General features: G+C 66.3%; 10 protein-coding genes and 1 pseudogene. 1 reads left to right on the top strand and 10 read right to left on the bottom strand.

Features of this window, described 5'->3' with window-relative positions:
* Positions 1 to 75: 75 nt before the first annotated feature.
* Together ACPDIT_RS11800 and ACPDIT_RS11805 are read right to left on the bottom strand one after the other, a co-directional pair.
* On the bottom strand, positions 76 to 1,014 hold the full coding sequence (locus tag ACPDIT_RS11800; RefSeq protein WP_423443714.1) for an SCO family protein: 939 nt from the start codon (positions 1,012 to 1,014) through the stop codon (positions 76 to 78).
* A 280-nt stretch (positions 1,015 to 1,294) separates the two neighbouring features.
* Positions 1,295 to 3,418, bottom strand: coding sequence for a glycoside hydrolase family 172 protein (locus ACPDIT_RS11805; RefSeq protein WP_423443715.1), 2,124 nt, complete (start codon positions 3,416 to 3,418; stop codon positions 1,295 to 1,297).
* Between the two features lie 509 nt (positions 3,419 to 3,927).
* Between ACPDIT_RS11805 and ACPDIT_RS11810 the strand changes: the two genes are divergently transcribed.
* The gene (locus ACPDIT_RS11810; RefSeq protein ID WP_423443718.1) at positions 3,928 to 4,884 is read left to right on the top strand and encodes a helix-turn-helix transcriptional regulator; all 957 of its coding nucleotides are present in this window, start codon (positions 3,928 to 3,930) and stop codon (positions 4,882 to 4,884) included.
* Positions 4,885 to 5,048: 164 nt separating this feature from the next.
* Here ACPDIT_RS11810 and ACPDIT_RS11815 read toward each other — a convergent pair whose 3' ends face one another.
* The 8 genes and pseudogenes from ACPDIT_RS11815 to ACPDIT_RS11850 all read right to left on the bottom strand — a co-directional run bounded on the left by ACPDIT_RS11815 (position 5,049) and on the right by ACPDIT_RS11850 (position 15,995).
* Positions 5,049 to 5,660, bottom strand: a complete 612-nt coding sequence (locus ACPDIT_RS11815) for a methyltransferase domain-containing protein (RefSeq protein WP_423443720.1) — start codon at positions 5,658 to 5,660, stop codon at positions 5,049 to 5,051.
* Positions 5,657 to 5,974 (bottom strand): hypothetical protein, encoded by a 318-nt coding sequence (locus ACPDIT_RS11820; protein WP_423443834.1) that lies wholly within the window; start codon positions 5,972 to 5,974, stop codon positions 5,657 to 5,659. The genes ACPDIT_RS11815 and ACPDIT_RS11820 overlap by 4 nt, the downstream gene beginning before the upstream one ends.
* A 100-nt stretch (positions 5,975 to 6,074) precedes the next feature.
* On the bottom strand, positions 6,075 to 6,197 hold the full coding sequence (locus tag ACPDIT_RS11825) for a hypothetical protein (protein WP_423443836.1): 123 nt from the start codon (positions 6,195 to 6,197) through the stop codon (positions 6,075 to 6,077).
* A 19-nt stretch (positions 6,198 to 6,216) separates the two neighbouring features.
* Positions 6,217 to 6,453, bottom strand: a pseudogene (locus tag ACPDIT_RS11830) (chromate transporter); the annotation flags it as partial.
* Between the two features lie 51 nt (positions 6,454 to 6,504).
* Positions 6,505 to 9,207, bottom strand: a complete 2,703-nt coding sequence (locus ACPDIT_RS11835; RefSeq protein ID WP_423443722.1) for a GH39 family glycosyl hydrolase — start codon at positions 9,205 to 9,207, stop codon at positions 6,505 to 6,507.
* Positions 9,204 to 11,387, bottom strand: a complete 2,184-nt coding sequence (locus ACPDIT_RS11840) for a glycoside hydrolase family 31 protein (RefSeq protein ID WP_423443724.1) — start codon at positions 11,385 to 11,387, stop codon at positions 9,204 to 9,206. The genes ACPDIT_RS11835 and ACPDIT_RS11840 overlap by 4 nt, the downstream gene beginning before the upstream one ends.
* 36 nt (positions 11,388 to 11,423) lie before the next feature.
* Positions 11,424 to 13,268 (bottom strand): GDSL-type esterase/lipase family protein, encoded by a 1,845-nt coding sequence (locus ACPDIT_RS11845; RefSeq protein WP_423443726.1) that lies wholly within the window; start codon positions 13,266 to 13,268, stop codon positions 11,424 to 11,426.
* Between the two features lie 6 nt (positions 13,269 to 13,274).
* A complete protein-coding gene (locus ACPDIT_RS11850; protein ID WP_423443727.1) occupies positions 13,275 to 15,995 on the bottom strand; it encodes a glycosyl hydrolase in 2,721 nt (906 codons plus the stop codon).
* Positions 15,996 to 16,418 lie beyond the last annotated feature (423 nt).

Here is a 16,418-nt window from a genome sequence, read left to right on the forward strand (position 1 = left end):
GCTCCATGCCTTGCCAATACAAACTTTGCCGGAACCTCGCCGCTTTCACGGGCGACGGCGTTGGGGACGGCGGGTTCAGCGGGTCGGGGGCCCGGGCGCCGCCGGATCCGCCGCTGGCCGGAGGGGATCGTGGGCTTCGAGGACGGCCTGGACCAGTTCCTCCGCCGTCCATTCGTTTCCTGGAAAAATGCGTCGAATGCGGCCTTCTGGATCCACCACGGCGGTCCGCAGGTTGTGTGCCCAGCCACCGTCTTCGCGCCAGAAGGTCAGCCCGAACTGCTCCGCCAGAGCGGTCACCTCGATCAGCGCGCCGGTGGCCAACGTGCAGTGGTTGGTGTCCGCCCCATGGGTCTGGCCGTAGGCCCGCAGCACCTCGGGAGTGTCGAACTCCGGGTCAAAGCTCACCACCAGGAAGTGCCAGCGTAACGAGGGATCCGCCAGGCTCCGCAGGCGGCGTTGGGCCTGCACCAGCAACTGCATGGTGCGCGGGCAGAACGTGGGAAAGGGACAACGCGTGTACAAGAAAGAGAGGACCAGGACCCGGCCTTGGAAATTGGTGGTGGAGATGGCCTGTCCCCATTGATTGGTGAGCGGATAGGGAGGCAAAAGGTCTCCGGGCTGCAGGGGGTCCACGTCGCGTACGACGCGAAACGGCCCGGTCAGGGGCAGTCGGTTGGTCGTGGCGGGAGCAACCTTCTCCAGCGACGTGATCCAGCCGTCGTCGTCGGTGACGCGGAGCCGAAACCGGATGGTGTCGCCGACGGACAAGCCCGTCAGCAGGTTCGTGTCGCGAACTGCAAATGGCATGGTCATGGCCCGCATGTAACCGGGGATCTCTTCGTGGCGGACGAGCAGGTTGCTGCGGGCCGGGTTCAGTTCCAGCACCACGCCCCGCACCTCGTATTCCCGGGACGGTCCGCCGGTGCGGTCGACAGACGAGGAGGTGGGACGCGAACATCCGGTCCAGAGCAGGAGCGGGAGCACGGTGACCACCCTGAGGAGAAAACCCTTCACGCTTTTAGCATGGGCCGGGAATCCACCGCGCACAAGCTCCGGTTGAGGCTCTGCCGGAGGGGGTCGTCCGTTGCCGGCTGCCTTTGGGGGCTGCGAAGGGGCAACGTTCCGGCTTCTGCTCCCTTCGAGGGGACGCGGATTCGAGATCGCCACCGGCTCGGGAATGCGCGGGTGCGCGGCTGCGGCGCAGCACAGGCGGAGGATCGGCCCCACTTTTCCTCGGCGGGCCGCTGCCGACGCAGACAGGCGGTTGGATTTCCGAAAAGCGCTGCGGATCGGCTCAAGGTTGTTGCGGCACCAGTTTCAGGTAGTCGAGGCCGAACATTCCCTTGGGCTCGGCTTTCGGGTGGTGGCCCACGAGGGTGATCGTCAGTGTCTGGGATCCGGCGGCCAGCTCGTGGATGCCGAGCGACAGGAGGTCGTGCGCCACGCCGGGATGGTAGCGATCAAACTCTCCGGCCGGCTTGCCGGCGATCTCGAGTCGCACCCGGGCGTAATCCGGAGCTTTGGTGAGGCCGGCGAGGACTTCGTGACGACCCGCCGAGGCCACGGGAAACTCCAGCACCAGTTGGTCGCCGGGTTTGCCGAACTTCCACCACAATTGGGCATCGTTGCTCCAGCCGATGCCGTCGATGATCTGGACCTCCGTTTCTCCGCCGGTTTTTCCCAACAGGCGCAGTTCTTCGCCCTCGAGCGCTCCGGGGACACGCACGATCTCCACCACGTCGGTTCGTTGGCGGGCCACCGGCAGGGCCGCCGTGGTCGGGTCCGGCTCGATGTTCCAACGGGCACCGGGACGGGCATACCAAAAGGTGGTGGGGGCATAGTTGAGCCGGGTTTTGCGCCAGTGCCACAGCTCCATGTCGAATCGCAACGAGCGCTGGAACGGGATGGCGTCGAGGCTGCGGTATCGGCTGTTGACGGTCAGGCCGGGATGAAAGTTCCCCTCGCCGATCGGCTGGGCGTGGAACGGCGCCTCAAAGAACTCCGGGCGGCACCAGGCGTACCCGTAGTAGTCTTCGGTGCCGGTTCCGATGTGCGAAGGAAACGTCTCGCCGTCCACGTAGATCTTTTCGTCGCCTTCACCCCACCAGGCGTCAGTGCCGTTGAACACGGTGAGCGTGTCTCCCGCGTATACGCCCCGACCCTGGATGGTGACGAAATTGACGTCGTAAGCCCCTTCTCCGGGCTGGGTGGCACCGGCGCGGAAGGACGGGGCCTTCGTCAACTGATGCCAGGTGGCATGGAAGTACATCGAGCGATCGTCCCAGGACCAGGGACTGGTGACGACGCGGAACTGACGGACCTGGATGTTCTGGCGCCGGAGGTTGCGGAGGCGGAGGACGGCGCTTTGTTGGCAGGGCATGACCCAGAAACAGCTCATCTCGCCGGCGGGCGTGACCTCGGTGTACCACGTCCGGTGTGGGGCGGAACGATAGCCGCGGCCGAAGAACTCGCCCACGGGACACCACACGGTCCGTCGGCCGTCGAACTCGATTTCGAGAATGGTGGAACGCAGTGCCTGCTCCGGGTCCTCGGCTTCCAGTTGAAGGGTGAGCTGGCGGATGGCCCCCGGCTGTTTGAGTTCCAGAACCCGCGTTTCCCCGGGCAACAGCGGTCCGCTGGCCTGGTGAACCTGCCAGTCCGGCTGAGGTTGCACGCCAGAGGCCAACAGACGGCGCTGCACGCTGTCGAGTTTGGCGCGGAGCGCTTCCAGCTGGCCGCGATCGAAGGTTCGCACGGGCGTGCCCGGCGGGTAGCTGCGGTAATTGATCTGATAATAGAGGGCCTCCCCTTTGTGGGCGCCGGGATCGATGGGTGCGTCGGTGGTGTACGTGATTTTGCATCGCTTGGCGTAGGGGATGGGCAGGTAGAGATTGTGGCCGCGCTGCTCGTACGGGGTCCGGGGTGAGACGCCCTGGGACAGGGGACCTTCCACCAGCCCTCCGCCGTCCAGGATCTCCGAAATCGCGCCTTCGATGGCCGGGGATGGGGCGCCGTCGAGATAGAATCGGAGTTTGCCATTGGAAAAGTTCTTGCCGCCGGGGCCGTGCCACGTTGCCCAGAACCGGACGACGGCTCCCGGGCCCTCGACGTCCATCAGAACGTACTCGGTTTGTCCGTCCCGCGGCTCCTGCCGGATAAAGAAGCTGCGGTCCATGTTGGCGAACCATCCCGGCCGGTCGGGGGCCACCGTGGCGCGGTCATAGCTGCTGGCCTGCCGGCAGGTGTAGGGCGGATCGGGCCAACGGGCCAGGGCAGCGCGATCCACCATTTCGTCGAGCAGCGTTTCCAAAGAGACCACGGAGGCGGATCCGGCGAGCCGGCACGAGAGATACAAACTCCATGCCAGCCCTGCCCAAAGGGCCGCGCGTGGCACGGGCAAAGATGGGTTGGTGCGCATGGTTCGACGGGTCGAAACCCTGCCATGCACTCGCGCGACCGGGCAACAGCAAAAGTGGGATTCCGTGGCCCGGACCGGAGGGTCGTGGTGCCCGAGGGTTTGCAGAAGGGCGCGTGCACTGCGGGCTCCCGAAGAAAGGACCGGCAGCCGGGGGCTGGCACCACAGAACTGCCATGCGCCCATTGTGTCTGCGCCGAAGCTTTTGGCCCGGTGTGTGGATCTCTTCCGGATGTGGCCGCGGTTCACGGAAAACCACGACATGCCTCAGGGCGCCTTGGACGGATCGGCAAAGCCCGCGGCTCCCGGTCCGATGCGCCACTTGGATTCTCGCGCCAGGGGCACCGCGCGGGCTTTTGTGTTTGACCGGCGGGGTTGGCGGTCGCGCCGTGCGGATTCGAGGCGGGGTTATTGGTGCCCGATGAACCACGTCGAATTCCGTCGGAGGGTTCCGTTGTCGGGAACTGCGCGCGGGATGGACAAGGCTGCGGCGGCTTTGTTAAGAGTCGGACATGCCGCTGCGGCGTGATCAAGCCAGCAATCTGACCTTTGCGGAGCCGTCCCGGGTGGCGCGCCGTTTGTTGTGGCACATGTATTCCATCGGATCGCGGCGGATCGAGCAGCCGGATCATCACGAGCCCTACGAGAAGCCGGGGGCTCATTTGTTTTGGGTGCAGTCGGGAGCGGGTTGGGTGGAGTACGCGGGGCGGCGCTGGACGTTGGAGCGGGGGTCGAAGGTGTGGCTTTTGGACATGAGTCGGCCCCGGACCTACGGCCCCCAGGAGGGGAGCCACCTGACAATCACCGGCGTGCGGTTCGGGGGACCGGGCCTGGAGTTCTGGCACGAAACCCTGGACTCCTCGGCCCAACCGGAGTTCGAGCTGAAGGAGCCGCAGCGGGCCCGCACCATCTATCAGAATCTGTGGCGGTTGGCGCGGCGCCGTCCGGTGGGTTGGGAGTGGCAGGTCCATGTCTGCATTAACGACCTGATGGGCCAGTTGCTGATGTCGCGCGGGCTCCTGGTCTCGCCGCAGAGCGAGCTGCCGGCGCCGGTGACCCGGGTGCTCAATGCCCTGGCCGCGAACCCCCTCAAGGACTGGAAGGCCCGCGAACTGGCCGCGGTGGCGCGGGTGAGTTATTCCGGGTTGCGGGCCCTGTTTCGCAAGAGCGGCCAGGGGACCATCCATCAAAATATTCAGCGGGTGCGCCTGGATCAGGCGCGATTGTTGCTGGCCGATCCGCGGCTGTCGATCAAGGACGTGGCGGCTCAACTGAATTTCTCCAGTGAGTTTTACTTCAGCCACTTCTTTCGCAAGCACACGGGCATGACCCCCAGCGAGTTTCGGCGGCGCTTGCAGCTGCCCGCGAACGCAGGGGTGGCCGGGCTGCCGGCGGCGAAAGCGGGGGCAATGTCCCGTTTGGACCTGCCCGATGGCTCTGCCGCCTCGGACGGGCACGTGTGGCGTTGAGACGCCGGGAACAGCCCGCGGGTGGGGTGCACCTTGGTGTGACCGAGTTGCGAAGGAGGGCTCGCGGGCGCCCATGGCACCGCGCTGGTTCTGCACCTTGCAGATTCCCGAGGTGGCGGTTCTCGCAAATGGACCGCACAAACGGATCGCCGTGCAACCGGAGCTCAGGAGGGTTCCTCGGAGGGGCCCAAGGGAACGGCTCGTTTGCGCCACACCTGCCAGCGTTCGCGCCCGGCAAAGACCGGCACGGAATCGAGTGCCGGTTCCTCTTCGATCCGCTCGAAGCGAGGTTCCACCAGCTGTCGGGCATCGGCCTCCGTCATCGGCCAGGGCGGGGGCTCGTCCTCGTGGCCGTACAGAAAGAACCCAAGCCACAGTCCGCCGGGCCTCAGACATTCCCAGACGCGCCGGATGCACTCGGGCCACCGATGCGGCGGCAGTGAGCACAAGAACGCCCGCTCATAGATCACGTCGAACGCTCTCTCGAACGGGCAGGTGAAAAAATCGGCCAGCACCACGCGCGAACCCAGATCACCCAGGACGGCGCGGGCCCGTTCCACGGAGGCTGGTGCGAAGTCCACCGCCAGGACATCCCAACCGTACTCATGGAATGTGCGAACCTCATAGCCGGAACCGCAGCCGGGGATAAGGACTCGGGCGGGTTGCGGATTCCGTTGGAGCCATTGCACGAGTTGTTGCGGCGTCCGCCCGGCGTCCCAGGGGATGCGACCCTGCCGATATCGCCCGTTCCAAAACTCGATGTCCTCCGCATTCATGGGACCGAGATCAAAAATGGACTGCACGCTCCGACCAGCGCCCCGCCGATCATAGAGCGGGATTGATCAACAAGACAGTCCCGACTGCCGGCGATGGCGGCAGAGAGCGGGTCCAGCAGGGCGGCGTGACCCAATTGCCAGGTCACCACGCCCAGCAGTGCGAGCGCGGCTGTGTTCAAACCGTCCGGGAACTTGCCCAACAGCGGCCAGCTTCGCAGCCGTGCTACCAGCGGCGCTTCCATGGGCCAGTGCCATCGCCCCGCCAGGTCTGGCCGGAGGAACGCGAGCAACACGTAATCACGACCAAACAGCATTGCGTCCACCTTGAAGAAAGAAAGGAACATTGGTACCCAGCGCGGGCGTGGACGGCCCGGGAACTGCGGGTGCGGCCACGGCCCGAAAAGGCAGGAATCTTCACCGCCGTCGGCCGTCGGAACGTCCCGTTCGCGAAAGCAACGGCAGCAGCGCGCCCGTGCTGAAGAGGACGATGAGCTTGTGCACGCCGGCCGGGGCCAGCGCCGCAGGCAGGGCAGCCACCCGCGCTCAGCGGGGGCGACTTCGAGGCATGCCGCGCCAGCCCTCCCAGGGCACGAGCCACGACGGCCACCATGCCCGGTCGCACTCCTCGCAGCAGGGCTTCCACGCAGGGCGACTTACCAGAGCAAAGATGGGCCCGGGCCGGGAGGGTGACCAAGGAAGCCGCCGGCACGACGAAGCAGAGGCCGGCCACCAGAAGTCCGGGGAAGCCGGCCCGACGCCAACCGGGAAGGCTGCTGAGGAACCAATGGTTCAAAACCGGATTCCACGGTTCCGCCTGGTCGCCTCGGACTGGGATCGAAGAAGCCTAGCGGGAAGACACTCCCGAGGATGTACGACCGGTGAAGACCAGCAAGGAGACGCCCTGGCGCGGGAGTGCAAAATGCACGGAAGCGCGGCCCTGGTGAACGGGCAGGGCACGGGCCGGCTCGTATTCGGCCAGGGCCGCGGCGGCTTCCAACCGGGCTCGGTCCGCGGCGCTGAGCGGAACAGGCCTGCCCAGGCGCAGCCATTCCGCATAGGCGTTGCTGTGGCTGTCGTCGATGCGGAAATGCCGAAACTCGAGCTGATGCCAATCGCCCGGCAGATCTTGCAGGACGACCTCCACCTGTGCGGTTGGGCCCGGCCGGTCGTCGTCGTGGTAATGCCACACGAGCACATGGATGTGGGATTCGGCGCGGGTGGCCACGGCGCCCACGTCCGGCGTTTCGCGCACGCCGCGGTCCAGGACGGTGTCCAGCGGGAGCTGGCCGGAGCTGGTCGTGCGGAGTTCGTCGCCGTCCATCCGACTGAACATGCGGAAGACGTTGAGCACCGGCAGGTCGATGCCATCGCTGGCGAGTTGACGAAACCCGGCGAAGGGAGGTTGGTCTTCGAAGGTAAAGGCCCAGGTCAACACGCCCTCAAGCCGGATTCGATGGATCCGCGCCAGGTCCAGGATGCGGGGGAAGCTGGCCGCGGTGTAACTGGCGTAAAGCGTGCCGTTGCGGTAGCCGAGCTGAGGTCCCTGGCAGGCGGCGCAGCCCTCGGGATCGGATTCCCCGAGGATCACCGGGGTGTTTTGCAGTTCGGGAAACCGGTTCAGGAGGCGGAACCCGTCGCGGGTGGTGCGCAGGTGCACGTGGAGCCCCATGCGAACATGCCCGTTGGTGTAGATCGGTGCACCCTTGGCATGGAAGGAAACAAAGTCGAGGGGGGTGCCGCGCTGGCCGGTGGCGTAGTTGGTGCCGCGCAGGCAATGTTCCAGGAACGCTTCCATGAACCGGCCGCCGCTGCCAGCCACATCGGGTCCGCCGACGCGGGCCGTGGGAAGGGCCCGTCGCACGGCGGCAATGGCGAAGTCGTGGAGTTTGAAGAATTCCTCGCGACTACCCTGCCAGTAACCGATGTTCGGCTCGTTCCAAACCTGCCAGTACCACTGTTCGACCTCGGCCGGGCCGTATCGTTCCACGCAATGGCGGGCCCACTGATACACCAGTTCGGCCCATTTTTGGTAATCCTTGGGCGGCCAGGCCCATCCCGTATAAATGGCCTCGTAGGGAGCCCCCGGCTTCCAAGAATGCTGGTAGGGGTCGGGTCGGACGGAAAGATCCCGGGGCATGAATCCGATCTCGACATACGGCCGCACGCGGCAGTCGCGGTAGGTATCGAAGATGCGGTCCAGGATGGTCCAGTCGTAGATGGGCCGGCCCTGGGCGTCTTCCCGGTACACGCCGGTGGAACCCCATTTGAGTGCCGGGGTGCCGTCGCCACTGTTCAGGAGATTGTGGGTGCGGAAGTACACCTGGTCGGGCCGCAACTGGCCGAGTTGCTGCATGAGTTTGCGGCCGTGCGGCATGTAGGCGTAGTTGGGCTCGTCGCAACCGAAGAAACGCCACACGGGCGGCCAGGGACCGAGGGTTCGGACGGTGTCCACCTGGATGGTGACCGGGAAGAACTGGCCGGCCGGGGTGGCCGGAGGCAGCAACTCGATGTAGGTCGGGGCGTCGCGGTCGCAGGTGAGCCAGCCGTTGGTGAACTGGAGTTCGACGACCTGAATGGAACTGCGGCGTTGTTCGAATCCGTCCTTCCGGGCGTCGGGTCCCCGGCGGCCGGGGTGAGTGAAGTAGAAGAGGAACGCGCGGTGGCCTGACACGACCACGTCCGCGTGCTGGCCGTTCACACCGTCGTCCGGACCCTGGCCGGGTCGGCTGAGGAGGTTTTCGGGCTGCCGGATCCAGTGCAGGGCATTGGAAGAACGGTACACGGCCAGCCCCTGCCAGACGTCGGTGATCATCCAGTACCAGCCATGCCAGGCAAAGACCTTCGGACCCTCGCCCGGCTGATCGCCCACGGCTTTGCCGCGATCCGTCCAGTGCCGGAGATCCGGGCTATCGGCGTAGTAGATCGATTTACGGTCGCGTTCGTTGTTGTACCAGAGCCGCCAGGTGCCATCGGGCAGCCGCAGGACGCAGGCGTCGATGACCCGGTCGGAGGCGAGGGCCAGACGCTGTACGAACTGCCAGGAACGGAGGTTCGTACTGGTCAGATGGACGATGTCGCGCGGGTGATTCCAGTCGGTGAAGATGCCGGGCACGACCGTCAGGAACATGTGATGGAGCCCGTCCGGGTCGGTGATGACTTCGGGGGCCCAGTGCGTGGCCTGGTCACCGCCATATTCCGGGGGCAATGAAATATCGGCAGTGCCGAGGTAGTGCCAGGAAACGCCGCGGTCCGGAGACTCGGCAATGCCGATGCGGGTGCCGTGGACCCAGGCCACGCCGGGTGCGTTGGTCGCATTGGCGCGGCGGTTCGTATAGAACATCCACCACCGCTGGCGATGGGGATTCCAGAGGACGACGGGATCGGCGGCGCCATCGTGGACCGGATCCCGGTACAGGGGCTTGGGAGCGGGGGACCGCGCAGCGGCCAACGCCGGCAACGAGTCCGGTGTTTCCGCTGCGTGCGCGGTTCCCTCCGACGCTGCCCACAGGGCAAGGAGGGCCCAAAGCAGGAGACGTGGCGGCCTCATGGTGTCCGAGCGGTGGTTGAACGCCGCCGCGATTCAAACCAGTGCCGGACCTCGGCGTCGAGTACTTTCAGATCGGGCCGACGCGCAGCGATCCGGCGCGCATCTTCCCATTCGCGATTCAGATCCCCGAGTTCCAGGCCGGAACCCTCTCGCACAAAGATGGGGATTTGATGAACTTCGGCCGGCACGGTGACCGTTTGCCCGCCCTCGTGGACGCGGTCGGGCCGCCAGGCCTCGCGCCACCGTTGGCCGGCGGGCAGGTAAACCTGCTGTTCGCGTTGGCCTTTTTGCCAGACCGGCGAAACAATCAGGTCGGGTCCGTAGGCAAAGGTCCACCAGTTGGCCCAGGCCTCGGGCGCTTTTGGATCCAACAGGAACAGCGGACGGACCAGCGGCATTCCGGTGCGGTGGGCTTCCAGCGCCAGGGCCCATCCGTAGTCTGCCAGGCGGTCGTGCAGCCGGGCGTAGAGGCGCCAGGCCGCGATCAGCAGTTCGTCATATTCCGGCGGCCGCGGGAGGTTCCAGAACCCGACGTTGCGCGTGGGGCCCACTTCGAAGATCGGAGTGAAACAACTGAAGGCCAACCATCGGGCGCAGACCTCTTGTTCGAGCAATTGTTGGTTGTACCCGCAGGTGTCGGACCCCCAGAAGGGATAGCCCATGACGGCGGAGCGCTGCGCCGCGATGATGGAGGCGCGCAGGCCCTCCTGGGTTCCGCCGATGTCGCCGCCCCAGAACACACCATACCGGCTGCTGCCGGTGTAGGCGGCGCGGGGCATGAGGACGAAGTCATCGCCGCGATATTTGCGGGCGACTTCATACGCGGCCTGCAGGTAGAGCACGGGATAGATGTTTCGGTTTTGCCGGAGGGAGCGGCCGTCGTGCACGCGCCAGGGACCGTGTTCCGGGATGTCCTCTTCGGCGCGGTCGAGCTTGAATCCGGCCACACCGAGTCGGAGGAGCTTCGCCACGCCCTCCTGCCAGTAGGCGCGGGCCGCCGGATGGGTAAAATCCACCAGCGGCCAGTTGTTGGGCCAGGGGGGTTGTCCGGGGAGGTTCCAGCCGCGCTCCAGGGCGTTGGTGGCCATGTGGCCCTGGTAGAAGGGACCGATCCAGAGCACCATGCGAATGTCCTGCTCGGCCAGCCACTGCACGGACTCGGCAAAGTGCGGCAGGCGCTTGGGATCGATTTCGAAGTCATCGTAGCCGAGTCGGCCCGGGCCCCAGGGCCGGTCGATCCAATAGACACCGCAGGGAATGCCGAAGGCGCGCATCATCAGGACATCCTCCATCATTTCCGAATTGAACGGGCCCGTGACCGGGGTTCCGTCATAGTAGCTGGCACGGTGCCGGTGCTCGTCGCGCCAGCGCCAGGGTCGAAACATCCAGCGCGGCGGCAGGACCGGCGGGCCGACCTCCAGGGCGTGGGCGCGGACCAGCTCGGCGGGGTGGTCGGCTGTGTAAATGCGCACGGTCAGGTCCGGGCCCTCGAACCCGATGTGCACCCGATCCGGGTCCGTGGCGCAGAAATCGTAACGGCCGGGCCATTCGGACTGGATCAGCATCGCGTAGCCTCGCGAAGAAAGATGGAAGGGCGCATAGACCGAGGTGGTGGGCTTGAGGATCATCTCGACCGCCTGGCCGCGCAGGTTCATGGCAGCCTGAATGCCGGGCGCCCAGGACGCCTGTTGCGGACCGTCCACGACCCGCTCCATCAGCCCGGTGAAATACTCGTTCGCCTCCGCCTCCGTGCTGAAGCCCCAGCCCAGAATGTCCTCGGCCGGCTCGGCCTGCAGACGAACGCGAAAGTGCGGGCCGTCGATGCGTACCTGAATGCGGACGTTCCGGCCATCCGGCGCGGACCAGGTTTGCTCGACAGCGTTGGTCGGGCCGGCGTGGACCTCGAGCGAAGCCGGAGGCGGCAGGTAGAAACGGCCCCGGGACGTCACGAAAAAGATCCGGTCCAACTGCAGGGTGCGTTGATCGCGCAGCGGCTGCAGTGCCGGGGCATGCAACCGGAGCACGGCTGTGGGCCCTTCGGGCGGCGGGGTGGGCGGCGGACCCGGCGGTGGCCCCGGCTCCAAACGCAGTGCGGCGAACGCCGCAGAGGTGAGCAGACTCAGCACCATGACACCTGCGCGGCGACGCATGTTCCTCCACAGTGGCAACGGCTTTTTCATGGCAAACACAATGATCGGCTGTTCAGCGGGGTACGCTCATGGTTCGCTGGACCCGGTCGGCAGCCGGACCCAGCGGGCCAGCGGCAGATCGGATTGCCGGGACAGGGCTTCGGCCAGGAGGCGTGCCGTGGCCTCGGCCCCTTCGGGCGTGGTGTGCGTGTGATCCTCCGCACGGAAGTACCGTGCCCGGACAGTGTCCGGCCCGAGCTCCTCGTAGTGACGGGCGACCAGCTCGTTCAAATCGATGAACAGCGCGTTCTCTTCGCGGGCCACGGCGGCGGCCCAGCCGCCGTAATCCTCCCGGTTGCGGAGAACGCGACCGGCCTCCCATCGGTTGCGGGGCACCGGGGACAACACCACGGGGGTGGCGCCGTGGGCACGGGTGTCCCGAATGTAGCGACGCAGATACGCGCCATACGTGTGCACGGTTTCCTGCATGCCCGTGGTTCGGTTCGTGATGACCACGGTTTCCGGCCCGATGCCCTTGAGGCTGGCGCGGGCCCGACCCTCGTCGAGCGGGCCTCCGTCGTTGTGCCCGAATTGCATGAGGACAAAGTCGCCCGGGCGCAGCTCGGCACGCACCTTGTCCCAGAGACCTTCGGTGAGAAAGGTGCGACTGCTGCGGCCGCCGCGGGCGCGGTTGACGATGCGCACGGCGTTGGTGTCGAAGAAGCGTGGCAGGGGCGTGCCCCACCCCATCTGACCGGCCGTGGTGGTTTGGACGGTGGAGTCGCCGATGAGCCAGAGCGTGGGGCGAGGATCGGTCCGGGCCGCGGGCGGTCGGGCGCGCAAATCGCGCGAGGTGGCCAGGGCGATGACGCGGCCCTGGTCTCCCACGGCACAGTAGAAATGGTAAACCACGTCCTGATGCTTGAGCACCCACGGCTTGTGGGCAAACTCGCGGTCCCAGGGCTCGGAGGGCGCGACCAGGTCCGGTCCGGTCCAGGGGGTCCAATGCTGCAGATCCCGTGACACGGCGAAGGTGTCGAACGCGCCGGGTTTCCAGAAGGCACCGAAGTAGAACATGACCCAGTGTCCGTGGATGCGGACGACCTGGGGGTCGCCACAGATGACCCCGTGTTTGAGTCCCTCGGGTCGCACGGCGGCGATGACCGGTTCGGATCCGTGTCGGCGCCAGTGTTGCAAATCCGAAGAGACGGCGATGCCGATGCGTTCGTCGCCCCGGGGCGGGCGCGCGTTGTAGAACATCACAAACGGGGCGCCCAGGCTCAGCGTCTCGTCGCGCAGGATGTGGCTTTTGAACAGCACCTCGCTTTCAAAGTCACGTCGGTCGGGATCGTCCGGACGCAGGACCGGTTGCGGTAACTTGTTCCAGGGCCGCGGTCGGGCGGGGTGATCGGTCCAGGCCAAACCGATCATCAGGGGCGGCTTCTCATAGCCGGGATTGGGGCCGCCCAGATAAGACATCCAGTAGCGTCCCTCGTAGGACAGCAGGGCATGGCTGCCGCCCCATTCGGGATCGAACAACGCCAGGCCGCCGGCGGCATTGGCGGCGTCCCAGGCACCGGCCCCGCCCCGCTCCAGAATCGTCCCCAGCGGCTCCCAGTGGAGAAGATCGTCGCTGACGGCCAACTGGGTCGTGTACCCCTCGGGGTCGTTCTCGAACTGGACATACACCATGTACCAGCGGCCGCCGAAGCGGAACACGTTGGGGCAATCGACTTTTCGCCCCGGCGGGGCGCGCAAGACGATGCCGTACTTGTAGGGTGTTTTGACCTCCTCGTAGATGCGCTGCAGGACGGCCGGGTCCACCGGATCGGGCTCCGGCCCGGCTGCGACAGCGAACGCCGACCCCGCGAGGGTGAAGACGGCCAGGGCCAGCAGCCCACGGGCACAGGGAATGCGCAGCATCAGGCTCATGGAAGGCTATTCTCTGAGGGCGATCGGTTCCAACGGCGTCAGCGTGACCGGTCCGAGCAGGCCGCACTCCCGCACGGGCCAATCCGCGGCGTTGAACGGCCGGTAGTTGATGTTCACAAAGTTGATGTCGTGAAAAGTCTTCCAGGCCACGCCACGCCGATCCAGGTCGCGGATGCGATTGGCCGCGGTGCTGGTGACTTCGATTTCAAGGATGTTGTTGCGGGGTTGCAAGTCGCGGACCTCCAGACGCCAGGGCGGCATGAGGCAGGTGCCCACGTCCCGGCCATTCAGACGCACGCGGGCGCTCTGGGCCACGCGGCCCAGGTCGAGCCTCCAAACCGTGGCGACAGCCGGGGGTGCATCGAAGCGAAGGGTGTACCGCGCAGTGCCGGCAAACCGTTCCCGTTCGGGATCGCCGCCCTCGGTCCATGAACCCGCGCGCTCGGCCGTGTAACGAGCGGGCAGGGTGGGACCGCCGGCGATGAACTCCACTTCCCACGGGCCCTCCAAGGGAAAGGACGGGCCGGCCGCGGTCCACCATGTCCACGGCGGATCTTCGAAGGGCTGGTTGCCGGTTTGGAGAATCAGTGAAGCGCCGGGCCAAAGCTGAAGGTACACCGCCGCACCGCCCTCCGCGGTCACGCGCGTGGGCGGTCGGCCGTACCGGCCGGTCATGGGGTCCAGAATGCGCACTGCCCGGGCCGGCCGGGCCAGGGTCACCCAGCCCTCGAACGCCTCCGTGGCGGCACGGTTGGCCACGAAGTAGTAATACCCGCCATTGGGCAGGGCGCGGCGGATGCACATCAGCCCGTCGAAATCAAACATCGGTTCCCGTTCGATGCCTGCGATCGAGAGGGCACGCAACAAGTCGCCGACGTAGAGTCGGACGCCGGCCCGGGTCCGCAGGGCCTGCGCGCGCTCGAGCAACGCGGCCAGTTCCTTGCGCCGCGCCTCCAGTTGGTGCCAGCCGGGGACATCTTCCGGCAGCCCGCGCGCGAAAAACACCGGTGCGCCGGCTTCGGCCAGCTCGAGCAACTTGCGCAACGTGGGGACTGGCATCCGCTGACAGGCCGGCACCACCACCCCGCGGTAGGCGCCTCCGGGCAGATGAACCCGGCCCTGTTCCGCGTGGGCCCGGGCCAGGAAGCGATCGGAGACGTAGTCGAATGCGTAGCCCCACGCCCACAGCTCCGCGGCCACTTCGCCGACCGGCTGGGATTCGAACCAGTCGCGGGCGTGAATGGTGAGATTGCGGGCGGTGCCGGTGGGATTGTGCCAGAGATCGTGGATGGGCCAGTACAGGAGCAGATCGTTGTCGGGACGTCCTGATTGCAACACCGCCTGGCACCGCGCCACGTAGCGGTTGAGGATGGGCGCGTCGCGCCAAACGGGGTTTCGAGGGTTCATCTGGAAACTGGCGTAAAAGAGCCAGCCGGGCCAGGGCACTTCGTCCGGAGAATAGCAGGTGCCGTGATAGAACACGTGGTTGACGCCGCTGAGGAAGAAGTCATCCAGCAGGCCTTTGAGATCGGCCAGCGTTTCGGTGAAATGCTCGGCCAGCCAGGTGCCGGTTTCGCTGCTGACCAGGGGCCGGCCGGTCAGGTGCGCGGCGGAGGAGGCAAACTTGCAAAGGAGACGATTGCGATCGCGATGGAACATCTCGGTTTCCGGAATGTCGGCGGCCGCGTACAGATCCAGCCAGTTGCCGGGAGAGCCATGAGCCTCGTTGCGCGTCAGCCATCCGTGACGATGGGCCCAGGCCGTCCAGAGGGGCAGCGTGACCTCGGCCATCAAGTCCGAGAGGGTTTCGCGGTAGTCGCATTTGATGCGTGCGGCGCGGTCGGTGGGTTCGCGGCCGAAGAAGGCGTCGAGATGATCTTGTAACCGGTAACCCCGCCGGCGCTCGAATTCGACGAACAGACTGGGCGACCAGTCGCAGCGATACTCGTACGAGTCATGGTACTGGGCCCGGGGACGCGCCCCGGAATATCCGGAGAAGGCTTCGTCGAACCAGCGCAGGTAGTTGGTCATGGCCAGGGGCTCGAACAAGTTCAGCATGTGCCCTTCGCCACCGGGCGCGGCCCGTTTGACGCGCTGCCCGGAGGGGCGCTGAGAAACGCCGATCACGCGCCACGGACCGTCCCGGGGCTGCCATGTGACCGAACCGTCCTCGCGCAGGTGGGGAAGCAGATCCATTCGTTGGTCTGCGGGGCCGAAGGCCATCAGGGCCTGCAGAGAGCCCACTTCGAAGGTTGCAGACCAGGTCTCGCCGGCCGCCACTGTGAACTCGCGCGCCTCCACCAGCGCGTTTGCCTCCCGATCGGTCACGCGGGGGCCGCCGAAGCACCATCCGGTGCCCGTGGTCATGTCCACGCCCAGGTCCAGCCGCTCGGCTTCGCGAACCGTGGTGTCGAGCAAGTCAAGCCAGGCGGGGCTCAAGTACGGGACGTAGCGGTCCTCCCACCCCTTCGCGCCGTAGATGGGGATGATATGAACGCCGCCCAGGCCTGCCTCGCGGTAGCGGGTGAGTTCACGCACCAGGTTGGTGCGGTCCACCGCGCTGCCCATCCACCACCAGTACGTCCAGGGGCGGGCCTGCCGGGTGATCGGAGGCCAGACATTGGTTTGCGCATGGGCCCACGGCAGCAGCAGAAGAGAGAGCCACAGGAGCGGGCGCCAGCTCCCGGCGGGGGGACATGTGCGTGGGGCGATCTTTCTCGGTTTCATGTTGGACGTCCGTTTGCTTGCGTTGCGGTCTCCCTAAGAACGGCGCAACTGCCGCGTGGCCCTTCGCGCCAGCGCGAGCTCCAGATTGCCCCTCCGCCCGTCCCCGGCCAATGCCCAATTCTGGTCAGTCTCCGTCTGTGTCGCTGCCGGGATGGTTTTCCTTTGCTGTGTCCCGGGGGCGAATGCAGGATCCGATCGTTCATTGCGCCGCGCCGGGATTGCTCTTGCGCTGTGTTCGACCCCTTGGGCTGGTTCAGAAGCCGGGGGTCCGAGCCCGACGACCGTGCGATTCGATGTTTGGGTGTCGGCGGGTTTGCCCGGGGCCGAACTCTTGCCGCGGCGGCTGGTTTTGCCCGGGCGCGTCCCTTCGCCAGACAGGGAGAGGGACCTTTTCGGACTCTCGGCCCCGGGGATCCGGACTTG

Source organism: Limisphaera sp. VF-2, assembly GCF_049537125.1.
In the GTDB taxonomy this organism is placed as follows: Bacteria; Verrucomicrobiota; Verrucomicrobiia; order Limisphaerales; family Limisphaeraceae; genus Limisphaera.